We start from the raw sequence: 13,296 nt of genomic DNA on the forward strand, positions 1-13,296 counted from the left end.
CTTCACGGCACGAACTCCACACTCGACATCAGTACCCGCCCGTCGACGTCCTCGACACCGACGCGCAGACGGTAGGTTCGCGCCGAAGACTCTCCCGCTGAATTGGCGACCTGAGCCGATGCCGCGATCAGTACCACCCCCGAGGTTCCGGATTCCGATGCCAGGGCTGCGGTGTCGACACGACCGTCGGAATCGACGGCGAAATCACGGATCGATGCGACGAACGCAGATTCACCGGACTTCAGTTCGTCTGCAAAAGTTCCCGTAGTCAGCGACTTCAGCTCCGCGAGATCCTCGTCGAGCGTGGCAGAGTGAACGTCGATCAGAGCAAGGGTTCCTGCGACAGCACCGTCGACGAACCCTTGACGCTGGGACTCTCGCGCGCGGTCCGATCGAACTGCCAGAGCACCGAAGACCACAACGACGCTCAGAGCCGCGAGTGCAATCCAGACCAGGGCAGTAAGTACACCGCGCTTCCCTCCGACCGGATCCAGCACCTCACCTCTCAGCGATTCGTCGGCGTCAGCAACTGTTGCCACGGCTCACCCTCCCCCGGACCGGAGTCAGCCGGAGCCAACTCCGTGTGTTGATAGTCGACTCCGTCAGGCCCGGTGTACAACTCGCCGGGCGCATTGGTCCCCGACGGCACGTACGCTTCGGGGCTCCGACAGATCTCCGGGCTCGGTGCTCGTTTGCCCAGTACCTCCATGCAGGGAATGTTCCGGGATCCACGAACGGCGAAGACCGAGTTCTGTGGCACTTTGCAGTACAGATCAGCCGGGGTGTCCGGCACACTCGTCTGGGTCGGGTCCCGTCGCTGATCGGCAGGAAGGTAACCGGTCGAGCACGCCGCAGGGTCCTGCGCTTGGAGATGGAAGTTGACGTTCGCGGCGCCGTCCACCTGCCCGCGTTGTACGACGGTTTCCTGTGCCGCGACCAGTGGCGGCAAGATGACGAGCACCTGCTCCAACCCGGCGTTGTACGTCAAAGCCACCTGAGCGGTGCTGGTGAAATTGGCAAGCAGCACAGGCAAAGTGGGTTTGAGGCCTTGAAACAGCAAGTCGGCCTCGGTCGCAAGGCCCGGTCCGGTCTCGAGGATATTGCGCACGGACCCGTCGGCGACCTCCAACTGTCCACTGAGTTGAGCGACACTGGCCGCCCACTGGCGAATCTGATCGCCCGTCACCACCTGTGTCTGCAGGAGCGGATCCAACTTCTGTATGAGCGTCGTAGCCGGCGTTGTGGCAGCAGACATCTGATCGACGAACGAGGTGGTCGAATCCAGCAGACGAGCCAGATCCTCTCCCCTGCCTCCGAAAGCTGCCGCGGACTCGTCGATCACCGATCGCAACTTGTCCTGCGGTACGGATGCGAGCATCGCCTGCGCCTGATCGAGGACCGGTCCGATCTCGGTCGGGATCGTGACAGCGTCGGGGCCGATCACGTCTCCGTCGGTCAGAAAGGGTCCGTCCGCGGTGCTCGGTTGCATGTCGACGTATTGCTCGCCGATTGCCGACACGCTTCGCACCGCTACTGTGAGCCCGCTGGAGGGAACGGGAACCGCACTCTCCAAAGATAATTCGGCGCGTACAACTCCCGGAGACAGACGCACCGACCTGACCTGACCGATGGTGTCGCCGCGATAGGTCACGTTCGCGTTCCGATACAGGCCGCCGGCGTCGGGCAGTTCGACTGTCACCGAGTAGCGCCCGATGCCGAGCATGGTCGGAACTCTCAGGTACGAGATAGCCGCTGCGCTCATGCCTATCACCGCCAGGATCGCGAAGATCGTCAATTGCCTTCGCACCAACTTCGTGAGAATCATCGTCCACCTCCCTGGGCGGGTTGCGCTGTGCCAGGTGGGCCGGGCTGCCCTGTGCCGAGTGGGGCGGTCAAGGGATCGACCAGTACTCCGTTCTCCACGGGGGTTTGCGGCGCCCCGAACGGCGTACCGAAGCCGAGACCTGACTGGAGGCGATTACTCGTGAGGTCGATCAGCGCCCACAAATTGGTGTAATCGCCGCGCATTCCGTCGTCGATGGTCGTCTGGGGGAAGGGGAAGGTACTCAGGTTGCCCAAATTGTTGATCAGGTCCGGTCCTGTTTCGACCACCTTCTGCAGCGTCGATTCCAAGGCGCTCAAATTGGCTTTCAAATCGTCGCGGGTCCGGTCGACCAGATCGGTCCCGACGTCCCCGAACCTGCCGACCGCATCGAGGGCGGTGGTCAGGTCGACGCGTTGGGCGCTGAGTTCCGCCAAGGCTGGATCAAGGGTCTCCAACGCCTCACCGAGAACGTCTCGCTGAGCCGTGATCTCGCCGGCGAACACGTCGAGATTCTCCATGGTCGTGACTATCGCCTCGCGTTGACGGTCGAGTGTTTCGGTCACGGTATCCATCTGGCTCAGCAGGTCGCGAGCCGCGTCGGTCCGTCCGCCGAGCGCCGTGTTCAGCTCCGTGGTGATGTTGTGAATCTGAGCGAGCCCGCCGCCGTTGAGGACCAATGACAGTGCGGTCAACGCTTCCTCGGTGGTGGGATAGACACTGGCCGATGCAAGGGGAATCACGGATCCCTCCGACAACCTCCCTTCCGGTGCTACCTCGGTGGGCGGCGCGAGCGCGACGTGTTTGGATCCGAGCAGACTGGTTTGGCCGATCTTGGCAGTCGCGTTGGCGGGCAGCGACACCGAGCCGTCGAGCGCAACCGTCACTCGTGCGTGCCAGTTGTCGGTCTCGATCGCACTGATACTCCCGACTGTCACGTCGTTGACCATGACCGGAGAGTTCGGACTGATCGACGTGACGTCGGGCATCTCGATCACGACCGAGAAATTTCCCTCACCGCGGCCGGCCGCGCCTGGCAGCGACACCGAATTCAGCCCGCTCCATTGACAACCCGTCAGAACGAGCACGGCGCTCGCCGCCACACACACTGTTCCCCACCAGCGGGCAGTCATCGTGATCCTGTCGACGGCATGATCAGTCCGGTCAGACTCGACGCAACCGGTACCGTCGGAAAGCCCAAGGCGCCAGTCGGTTCCAGATCAGGCTCGCTGTACACCAGTTGGTCCTGAAGAGCGCCGAGCGCCCGGGTCGGATTGATGCTCAGGTCCGGGTAGTTGGCCTTGATCGTGTTGAGCAACGGGCCGAGGTATTCGATGCACAAATCCGCGCCCTTCTTCGAGGTGTCGTTTGCCAGGCCGGCGATTCCGCCGCAGATCAAGTCGATCGGGTTGCCGACGTTCTGGAATGCGGGCACACCCACCATCGCTCCTTGGGCCGGCCGGTAGACGTTGTAGTAGTTCGACAACGCTGTCGGAGCCAGATGCAGTACCTTCTCGAGACCTGCGCGCTTGTCGACCAGTACCTGGGACACGTCGGCCAACTTCCCGATCTGCTCCGTCAAGCCGGTTCGGTTCTGTTCGACGAACCGCTGTACGTCGACGACGGCGGCGTCCAGATCGGCGAGAGCCGGAGCCAATTGCGTCCGGCTCTCGGCGAGCACACTCGAGACATTTGCCAGTCGTCCTTGGAACTGAACGATCTGTTCGTCGCTTGCGGCGAGTGCGGTCGTGAAGGTCTGCAGGCCGCGGATGGTGCCGAACAGATCGGCTCCGCCTTCGTCGAGTGTGCTCATAGCCTCCGAGAGTTCGGTCACCGAGCGCCCCAGCGCTTCCCCGTTGCCGGCCAGTGCGGATCCGGCACCGTCGAGGAAGTTGGCGGCGGGACCGCGATCGTCCCCGACGGGACCCAAAGCATCGGCAGCCCGGCCCAGCTGTTCCTTGATCTGGTCCCACTCGACCGGGACGGCCGTTCTGTCGAGTGGGATCTCCGCACCGTCATTCAGTGCGTCGGCGCCGTCCGTCACCGCCGGCGTCAACTGCACGAAGCGGGCCGAGACCAGCGACTGGGCAACGATCACCGCTTTCGCGTCCTCGGCGACGGGAACCTCGCGCGCCAATTTCAGTTCGACGCGCATTCGATCTCCCTGTGGGGCGATCGCGGTGACGCGGCCGACGTCGACTCCCACGACACGAACGTCGTCACCGACATACAGACCGGTCGTCGAGGTGAAGTAGGCCGTCACGTTGTAGTAGCGCAGATGTTGCACCGCAAGGTATCCCGACACGACGACGATCGCCGCACCGATGACGCTTCCACCAACGACGGCGATTCGACGCCAGTTCACCGGTTTGCGAACTCGTAAGGCACCCATCATCGAACCTCCGGAATCGGTAGCGGCGCAGGTGGTAGCCCGAACATCGCGTTGATCAACGGTTGGGTGTATTGCGCCGGCACCAGGTTCTGGACGTAGGCGTAGTAGAAGGGGCCGCTGGCCACGGTGTCACCGAGCGTGCCCACGTACGTACCGAGACCGTCGATTCCCTGAGAAAGGTTGTCCTTGTTGTTCTGCAGAATGCCGACAACCGTGTCGAGTTTGCCGAGGACCGGCTGCAATTGCGCCTCGTTGTCGTGGACGAGTCCGCTCAGCTGGGTCGACAACGCCGAGATGTTCGTGATCACTTCCCCCAGCGCCGCCTGTCGCCGATCCAGTTCTCCCAACAAGGCGTTGCCGTCGACGAGTAGCGCGTTGACCTGTGGTCCACGCTCGGCCAGCGTCCCGGCGACGTCGTTTGCATCGGACAGCAAGGTGCGCAACATGTCGTCGCGTCTATTGACGCTGTCGGAGATCCGTGCGACACCGTCCAGTGCCGGCCTCAGGTTCGGCGCACTGTCGGACATCACCTGTCCCACTGCGTCGAGCGATTCGGAGAGTTGGTCGAGATCGATGTCCTCGACCGTCGTGGTGAGGTCACCGAGTACGTCGGGCAGCGAGTACGCCGATCTTGTTCGCTCGACCGGGATCTCCCCGCCGACCGCGATCCTTCCCGGACCGTCCAGATCGAGTGATACCGCTCGCTTGCCGAGCAACGACAGAGTGGTGACGGCCGCCGATGTGCTTTCTCCCAAACCGATCGAGCCGTCGAGTGTGAAGTCCACGCGGGCGAGTCCGTGCTCGACCTCGATCCGGTTCACCGTTCCGATCTTCACTCCGGCGGCGTTGACTTCGTCTCCCGGCGCGAGACCGCTGGCGTCGGCGAACACCGCGCTGTACCCGACACCCGATTTCAGGAAGTGCAGATTCTGATACTGGAGCGATGCCAATACGACGGCGGCCGTGACGACCAATCCCACGACCCCCACGCGTACGGCCTGGCTCTGTGCCATCTCTCTCATCGTGGTGCGCACCTTCCGGTCGTCTGATCCACCAGGTCGACAGTGAGCGGCGTACCGTCGGCACCGTCGACCTTCAGTGCGATTCCGCACAGATAGAAGTTGAAGAACGACCCGTACGAGCCGACTCGGATCAGCTGCTTGTAGTTCGAGGGCATGGACGCGAGAATCCGATCGAGCTCACTTTGTTGCTCGATCAGCGGATTCAGGCTTGCGTCCAGCTTCGACAGGTTTCCCGCGATGTCCGGGCGAACTCCGGCGAGGAGATCGGCGAAGGCGCCTGATGCGGTGTTCACACTCTCGACGGCAGTCCCGATCATCTCCCGGTCAGCCGCGAGCCCGCTGACCAGCTGTTGTAGGTGATCGAGAGTGTCACTGAACTGACCACCGCGGCTGCGCAATTCGCTGAGCACACCGTCGAGGTTGCCGATCACTCGACCGATCAGTTGGTCGCGGTCTGCGAGAGTGTTCGTAATCGATCCGGTGTGCGCCAGCACCGATGCCACAGTTCCGGACTGGCCTTGAAACACCTCGAGCAAGGACATCGACAACGCGTTGACCTGCTCCGGGTCCAGGGCTTGAAACAGCGGCTTGAAACCACCGAGTAGCGCATCGAGGTCGAGTGCCGGTGCGGTGCGATCGACGGGGATGCTCTCGCCCTCCGGTTGCGGTTCCGCGATCCCCGGATCGTCGAGCAGTTCGAGGTATCGATTACCCACCAGATCCTGATATCGAACAGCGGCTCTGGTCGATACGGTCACGGTGTCACCCGTATCCACACTGAAACTCACGTGGGCACGGTGATTCCCACCGAATTCGACGGAGCCGACAGAACCGACCGGCACACCGGCGATGCGCACCTTGTCGCCGGCTCTGAGCCCGGAGGCGTTGACGAACTCCGCCGAGTACGACCTCGCGTCGCCACCTCGCATCTGGCCGAACACGAGGATCAGCCCGGCGTTGACGAGGATCATCACCAGAACAAAAATTCCGAACTTGACGGTGTACCCACGAACTTTCATCGGATCTCCGTCCCGAACAGGTAGCTCATCAGATCCGGGACCGTGTTCATCGGTTGCCCACCGTTCGGCTGACGCTCGGGCGCAAACGGATTCACCCCGGTGTCGGTCACCAGGTAAGGCGCATTGACGTTCGGGTCGCGCAGTGGAAGGCCCATACACTGCGGGCCACCGGTTGCCGCGACCTTCGGGAGGTCGTCGGGATATCGGTACGGTTCGGTTCCGGCGATCAGACCGATCGACATCTTGATTCCTGGTTGTCCGTTGTAGGCGCCGTCTCCGATCTTCTTGCTCTCCTGCAGTCCGTGGAACATGCAGGGAATCACCGGGGAGTATTCCTCGAGCAGTGCGGTGGTCGGCCGCAGTAACGACAGAACGGTGTCGATACCGGCGGCGTTGGCTCCCAGTACATCTTCTCCGGTGCGGGCGACCCCGATCACGTTGAGCAAGAGGAGATCAAGATTCTGCTGCTCGTCGAGAACAGTGGTTCCCGTCGTCGTGAGCGAGTCGAGGGTGTCCATCAAGTCGAGAACAGCGTCGCGGTAGGTCTGTGTGACGGCTGGTAAATCCGTCAACACATGATCGAGAGCCTCACGTGCAGTGTTGAATTCGAGCAAGGAGGAATCTGCTTGTTCGAGTGCGACCCCGAGCCGTTCGCCGCGTCCTTGCAGAGCAGTCGAGAGGGCACCCAATGTCGAATCGAGTTTGCCCGGGTCCACCGTCCGGAGCACGGTGGTGAGTTTCTCGAACACCGTGTTCAGCTCGACGGTCACCCGGGATGCGTCGATCGTCGCTCCGGCGGCAAGTCGCGCGCTGCTCGGCTGCTCCGGCGAGGACAGGCTGACGAACTTCGCGCCGAAGGCCGTGTTCGACGTGATCGCCACATTCACGTTTGACGGAATCGATTCGAGCGCTTCGGGATCGATCGACAACGACAGTTGTGCGGTGGCGTCGTCAGTCGGCGTGATGGACTCCACCGAGCCCACGGTCACCCCGGCCATCTTCACCCGTGCGCCGGGATCCATCACGAGTCCCGCGCGCTCCGCGATCACCGTGATCGGGACGCGAGCGACAAACGTCTGGTTGAAAGACGCGACCGACAAGGCGATGACCCCGACGATCGCCGCAGCCAAGCCCAGAGCAGCCAACTTGTAGCCGTATCTGTGCACGCAGTCCCCCTAACCGGACAGATTGAAGTTGCCGGAACCGCCGTAGAGTGCGAGTGAGACGAGCAGGGTCACCGCCACGACGCAGATCAGCGAGAGCCGAACCCCGCGGCCCACTGCAGTTCCCACGCCCGACGGTCCCCCGGACGCGTTGTATCCGTAGTACGTGTGGATCAGCATCACCAGCAGTGCCATCACGAGCACTTGAACGAAGGACCACGCGACGTCGACCGGATCGAGGAACGTCGTGAAGTAGTGGTCGTAGAGGCCGGACGACTGACCGAACAGCACGACCGTGGTGAACCTTCCGGCCAGAAAAGATCCTACGAGCGCCAATGAGTACAGCGGCAAGATCGCGATCATCCCTGCGGTGACGCGGGTGCTGACGACGTACGGGACCGAACTGATCGCCATCGATTCGAGGGCGTCGATTTCCTCACTGATGCGCATGGCACCGATCTGCGCGGTCGAACCTGCTCCGATCGTGGCCGACAGGCCGATTCCCGCGATGACCGGCGCGGCGATACGAACGTTGATGAAGGCGGAGAAGAATCCGGTGAGCGCTTCGACTCCGATATTTCCCAGTGAGCTGAAACCTTGGATCGCTATGGTGCCGCCCGAGGCGAGAGTCAGAAATCCCACGACCGCAACCGTGCCGCCGATCACTGCCAAAGCTCCGGTGCCCATGCTGATCTCGGCTACCAGTCTCAACACTTCCTTAGGGTGTTTGCGAATTGCCCACGGGATGTGAGCGATGGCGCGCGCGAAGAAGGCAGCTTGTCGCCCGACATCGTCGATCGAGCGTGACGTTCGAGCCACCCGCGCCCGCGTGCGTCCGAACTTGCCGATTTGTGCCAGCGAATCCGACAGCGTCACCTCGATCACCCCGCCGTCAATCGGATGCCGACCGCGGTGACGATGGTGTTGACGACGAACAACGCCATGAATGCGTACACCACCGTTTCGTTGACGGCCTCCCCCACGCCTTTCGGCCCACCCCGTACCGACAGTCCGCGATAGCAGGCCACCAATCCCGCCAGCATCCCGAACAGTGCAGCTTTGACCATCGACAACGCCACCTCGGGCAGGCCGGTCAACAACGTGATTCCCTCGACGAAGGCGCCAGGGTTCACGCCCTGGAGAAACACCGAGAAGGCGTAACCGCCGGCGATGCCGATGACGCAGACGAGTCCGTTGAGCAGCAAAGCCACCACGGTCGACGCGACCACCCGAGGAATCACCAGCCGAGTGATCGGATCGATCCCGAGCACCTCCATGGCGTCGATCTCTTCACGAATCGTTCTCGATCCCAGATCGGCGGCGATGGCAGTCGCGCCCGCACCTGCCACGATCAGCACCGTCACCACCGGACCGACCTGAGTCACGGCGCCGAGCGCGGCCCCGGCGCCGCTGAGGTCGGCGGCACCGATCTCACGGAGCAGGATGTTGAGCGTGAAACTCACCAGGACCGTGAACGGCACGGCCACCAATACGGTCGGCACGATCGACACCCGGGCGATCATCCAACTCTGCTCGAGAAACTCCTGCACCTGAAAGCGGTTGCGGAACAAGCCCACTGCGACATCGGCGCCCATCCGGTAGAACTGGCCGAGTTCGCGCATCGGGCCCGCAAGTGCAACTCTTCCGCTGTACACGTCAATGCCCCGAAGGACATGACGTGGAGTTGCCGTAGTCCACCTTGAATTCCTTGATCCCGTTGAGCCAACCGGACGAGAGCCTGCTCGGATCGCCGAGCTTGCTGATGTCGGGCATGTGATCGGCGATCTTGCCGAAGATCAGATCGACCTCCATTCTGGCCAGGTTGGCGCCGACACAGTAGTGCGGCCCGGTTCCTCCGAACGCGAGGTGCGGGTTCGGGTCTCGGGTGATGTCGAAGACGTCGGGGTTCCCGAAGACGGTTTCGTCGAAGTTCGCCGAGCCGTAGAGCAGTACGACGCGCTGCCCCTTCGCAATCGCAGTGCCGGCAATCTGTGTGTCCACCACTGCTGTTCGTTGCATCGACGTCAGTGGCGAAGCCCAGCGGATGATCTCGTCCGCGGCGGTGCGCGGACGCTCACGCTTGTACAGTTCCCACTGATCCGGATGCTCGAGAAATGCCATCATGCCGAGTGTCGTTGCGTTGCGCGTCGTTTCGTTGCCTGCGACAGCCAACATGATGACGAAGAAACCGAACTGTTCCGAGGTGAGTTTCTGTCCGTCGATGTCGGCATGCACCAAGCGCGAGATGATGTCGTCGAGCGGTTCCTCCCGTCTCGCCTCGGCCCGTTGATAGGCGTAGCCCAATATCTGCGCCGACGCCATCCGAGACTCGCCGGCGAGCGACTCGTCGTCGTATCCCGTCATCTGATTCGACCATTCGTACAGCTGACGGCGCCCGTCCTGCGGTACACCGATCAGCTCCGAGATCGCCTGCATGGGTAACTCGCTGGCGACCTGGCTGACAAAATCACCGCTACCTTCCGCCACGGCAGCCAACGCTATGTCTTCTGCCCGCGCTTCCAGCCCGGCCCGCATCGCTTCCACCGACCGCGGAGTGAACAAGCGCGCCACTAACTTGCGCAGCTGTGTGTGCTCAGGGGCGTCCTTGTTGATGAGGACGTGTTTCGTCGCCTCCAACTCCTCCGCCGAGATGTTGTCTTCATGCCGCGGAATGCAGCCGTTGACGTTGCTCGAGAACTCCTCGCTGCGCAACGAGACGTCGCGGACGTCTGCGTGGCGGGAGACAACCCAACAACCACCGTCGTGAAATCCGCCGGTACCCGGTTCCTGGGCGTTCCACCAGACCGGAGCGCATCGTCGTAGTTCGGCGAACTCGGCAAGCGGGACGCGCTCGCCGTACAGATGTGGGTCGGTCACGTCGAACCCGTCGGGAAGGTCGATCTCAGGCATTGCAGATGCTCCTTTACGGATGGGTGCCGGGTGCCGGGTGTTGTGTGTGAGCGCTAGTCGATCCGGTGGACCGGGTCGCTGTTCTGTGAGAACTCCTTGGCCCAGCGGTAGTCCGGCTTGCCGCTCGGCGCTCGAACGACCTCGTCGGCGATCCAGAAGGAACGCGGAATCTTGTAGCCGGCGAGGTGACTGCGGGCGTGCTTCTCGATGGATTCGAAATCCGGTTCCACACCGTCGCGGATGCGAAGCACTGCCGCCACCCGATTGCCCCACCGCGCGTCCGGAACACCGATCACTGTCGCGTCGTAGATGTCGGGATGGGCCTTCACCACGGCTTCGACTTCTTCCACGAAGACCTTCTCGCCGCCGGTGTTGACCACCATGTTTCCCCGTCCGAGGAGGGTGACCGAGCCGTCGTCCTCGATCCGCGCCCGGTCTCCGGTCACCACTGCCCGCGCGCCGTTCACCTCTCGGAATATCTCGGCCGACTTCACCGGATCGTTGTAGTAGCCGAGTGGAACGTTTCCGAGTTTCGCCAGCCATCCTTCGGCGCCCGAGCCCGGCTCCAACACTCGGTTGTCGTCGTCGACGACGACCGTGAATCTGTTGGCGCCCACTTTGGGTCCGCCACGCTGCTCGAGCCCTTTGGTTGCGAATCCGATTCCGCCGAAGCCTGTTTCGGACGATCCAACCGAATCGGAGATCATCAGATTCGGAAAGACGTCGAAGAACGCATCTTTGACCGATCCGGAGAAGAGCGCAGCGCCGGAGGCGAGCACAGCCAGGCTCGACGCATCCGGTTGCAATTCGTGATGGGCTTCGACCAGTGGACGGCCCATGGCGTCGCCGGTGATGACCATGACCTGCGGGCGATATTCGGCGACGACCTTCCAGACCTGTGCCGCATCGAACTTCGGTTCGAAGATGACGGTGTTTCCGGAGAACAGAGCGTTGAACGTCGGCATCAGTGCCGAGGTGTGGATCAGCGGTGGAAGCATGCACCACCGCATCGGTTCGGCTGCCGCGGCGCCACCGCGCGACTGCTGGTACTCGTCGGCGATCGGCTCACCCGAATAGAAGTCGTAACCGCCGGCCAATACGCGCCAGATGTCTTCCTGCCGCCAGACGACGCCTTTCGGTCGTCCGGTTGTTCCGCCGGTGTAGAGAACGTAGACGTCATCGCCGGAACGCTCGGGAAATGCATGTTCACCTGTGCGAAGCGAGGATTGGTTGCCGAGCGCATCCTCGTACGCCACTGCCCCCGGAATCGACGGTTCGTTCCCGAGAGCGAGTTCGTCCGCCACCTCGATCACGTACTTGACCCGCGGCGCGGACACCAACGCCTCGGCAACCCGCTCAGCGAAACCACGATGGAAAACCAACGCCGTGAGATCCGCGTTCTCGTACAGGTAAACCAATTCGTCGCTCGTGTAGCGGTAGTTCACCGTGATGGGAACGCCGCGGATCTTGAAGGCCGCGAGGACAGCAACCATCGCCTCGATCGAGTTGTGCAGCTGAATACCGATGTGCGAACCGACACCCAACCCGACGGACTGGAAGTAATGCGCCAATCGGTTGGCGCGCTCGTCGAGCTCACGGTATGTCACCTCCTCGCCGGAAACGATCAGCGCGAGGCGATCGGGCATCACATCGACGGAGTGCTCGAACAGGTCTGCAAACGTGTACGCCATAGGTTGAGTCCTTCGGGTTCGGCCGGTCAGACGACGAAGAGAGGCAAGGGGATTCCGCGATCTTCGAATACGAATGCCGCGCCGGTACTGACCTTCGTGATGGCGACTTCGACGCATTCCGGAGCGGGAGCTTCGGTGATGTCGACGGCCAGAAGAAGCCCCGCGGCATCTTCGGCCACCACTCTCACGGTGAAGTGCGGATTCACGCCGCGGACCAAAGCTTGGAGGGGATCGAGGTGCTCGCTGCCGAGCAAGGTCGGCCAACCGCCGTCGCGGTCGACAAGAGCTTCTCGCGAGATCCGCAGCTCCAGAGCACCGCCGTCCTGTCGGACCTCGCTCTCCACATACTGCTTCGGATTCAGCAAGGGATGCACGGACAGGACCAATGCCAACGATTCCAGCGTCGAAGGAAGCCCGAGCGCATCTCGAATACGCTGTGCCGCAACTCCCGCGATTCCGGTCAATTGCTTTCGCGTGATCTCGCGAGCCTTGTCTTCGTCGGCACGGCGGCGAACCGCTGCCAGAAAGCCCAACGCCAACAGATGATGCTGCACGCAGATCTCCTCTGCGATACGAACCAAGGCTGATCGCGAGAAGTCGGAAAACCTCAGGTCGGACAACAACGGACCCGAGTAGTCCGCCCTACCGTCCCCACCGTGATCGATCGGGCTCAGCTCGACCGTCACCGCGGCGGTGCGTCCGATCTGCTCGGTGTGCGCGGTCATCACGGGAGGCGCGTGCGACGGGTCGATGGAAACGGTCCAGGCGCAGTGCGGATGTCGGTCCGCGGGCCTGCGCGGTGGTCGGTGAATCGGCCGGATCTGGGCGCGCGGGTTGGTCGCGATGGCCGTTGCATCGAAAGTCGGATCCTCGATGTCGTGACACATCGAGGTCACGAACTCATCGCCCAACGGCTCGACGTCCATGAGTGCTCCGCAATGATCGAGCCAGAATTCACCGTGCAGCGGATCGTCGACCCGGTATCGAAAGTCCATGAACTGTGGAGGAGCGCCGATGTCGAGTTGTAATCCTTTGAAGATCGTCACGACGTCGTCGCCCTCGTATCCGAGAGCCTTCTGCATGCGGCGGGTGTACCAGGGGCTGGCCGACTCCCACTCCTCGACGGCCACCTGTGCCATACCCTCGCGTCCGAATTCGACGATCAGATGCGCCATGCCCGAGCGATCGATCAGCTGCCCGCACAGGAGCAACTCGGGCACCAGCACGGCAAGGTCGCGCTGCGAGAGTGCCTCGAAGGAATCGCGCACCGACATCGG

The 13,296-nt window shown here is 62.6% G+C and carries 12 protein-coding genes; all 12 read right to left on the reverse strand.

The annotated features are described in order from the left end of the window. Window positions 1-2: 2 nt before the first annotated feature. Genes A2J01_RS09045 through A2J01_RS09100 form a run of 12 tightly spaced genes read right to left on the reverse strand, consistent with a single transcriptional unit; the run spans window position 3 to window position 13,293 of the window. Window positions 3-539, reverse strand: coding sequence for a hypothetical protein (locus A2J01_RS09045; protein ID WP_231915745.1), 537 nt, complete (start codon window positions 537-539; stop codon window positions 3-5). Beyond that, the gene (locus A2J01_RS09050; RefSeq protein ID WP_064112552.1) at window positions 506-1,825 is read right to left on the reverse strand and encodes an MCE family protein; all 1,320 of its coding nucleotides are present in this window, start codon (window positions 1,823-1,825) and stop codon (window positions 506-508) included. The genes A2J01_RS09045 and A2J01_RS09050 overlap by 34 nt, the downstream gene beginning before the upstream one ends. After that, entirely contained in the window at window positions 1,822-2,955 is a 1,134-nt protein-coding gene (locus A2J01_RS09055) for an MCE family protein (protein WP_197494187.1), read from the reverse strand. Before A2J01_RS09055 ends, A2J01_RS09050 begins: the two co-directional genes overlap by 4 nt. After that, window positions 2,952-4,214 carry an MCE family protein gene (locus tag A2J01_RS09060; protein ID WP_064112553.1) on the reverse strand — a complete coding sequence of 421 codons (1,263 nt, stop codon included), beginning with the start codon at window positions 4,212-4,214 and terminating at the stop codon, window positions 2,952-2,954. The genes A2J01_RS09055 and A2J01_RS09060 overlap by 4 nt, the downstream gene beginning before the upstream one ends. Continuing rightward, complete coding sequence (locus A2J01_RS09065) at window positions 4,214-5,236, reverse strand: MCE family protein (RefSeq protein WP_064112567.1); 1,023 nt, start codon at window positions 5,234-5,236, stop codon at window positions 4,214-4,216. The genes A2J01_RS09060 and A2J01_RS09065 overlap by 1 nt, the downstream gene beginning before the upstream one ends. Beyond that, on the reverse strand, window positions 5,233-6,255 hold the full coding sequence (locus A2J01_RS09070; protein ID WP_064112554.1) for an MCE family protein: 1,023 nt from the start codon (window positions 6,253-6,255) through the stop codon (window positions 5,233-5,235). The genes A2J01_RS09065 and A2J01_RS09070 overlap by 4 nt, the downstream gene beginning before the upstream one ends. Further along, the gene (locus tag A2J01_RS09075; RefSeq protein ID WP_064112555.1) at window positions 6,252-7,421 is read right to left on the reverse strand and encodes an MCE family protein; all 1,170 of its coding nucleotides are present in this window, start codon (window positions 7,419-7,421) and stop codon (window positions 6,252-6,254) included. The genes A2J01_RS09070 and A2J01_RS09075 overlap by 4 nt, the downstream gene beginning before the upstream one ends. Window positions 7,422-7,430: 9 nt before the next feature. Continuing rightward, entirely contained in the window at window positions 7,431-8,303 is an 873-nt protein-coding gene (locus tag A2J01_RS09080) for an MlaE family ABC transporter permease (RefSeq protein ID WP_082900827.1), read from the reverse strand. Next, complete coding sequence (locus tag A2J01_RS09085; protein WP_042923097.1) at window positions 8,300-9,040, reverse strand: MlaE family ABC transporter permease; 741 nt, start codon at window positions 9,038-9,040, stop codon at window positions 8,300-8,302. The genes A2J01_RS09080 and A2J01_RS09085 overlap by 4 nt, the downstream gene beginning before the upstream one ends. 34 nt (window positions 9,041-9,074) lie before the next feature. Continuing rightward, window positions 9,075-10,328, reverse strand: coding sequence for a cytochrome P450 (locus tag A2J01_RS09090; protein ID WP_064112556.1), 1,254 nt, complete (start codon window positions 10,326-10,328; stop codon window positions 9,075-9,077). A 53-nt stretch (window positions 10,329-10,381) separates the two neighbouring features. Then, on the reverse strand, window positions 10,382-12,019 hold the full coding sequence (locus tag A2J01_RS09095) for an acyl-CoA synthetase (RefSeq protein ID WP_064112557.1): 1,638 nt from the start codon (window positions 12,017-12,019) through the stop codon (window positions 10,382-10,384). A gap of 26 nt (window positions 12,020-12,045) precedes the next feature. Continuing rightward, window positions 12,046-13,293, reverse strand: a complete 1,248-nt coding sequence (locus A2J01_RS09100; RefSeq protein ID WP_082900828.1) for a hypothetical protein — start codon at window positions 13,291-13,293, stop codon at window positions 12,046-12,048. Between the last annotated feature and the right edge of the window lie 3 nt (window positions 13,294-13,296).

The sequence above is a fragment of the Rhodococcus sp. EPR-134 genome, from assembly GCF_001647205.1.
Taxonomy (GTDB): Bacteria; Actinomycetota; Actinomycetes; order Mycobacteriales; family Mycobacteriaceae; genus Rhodococcus_F; species Rhodococcus_F qingshengii.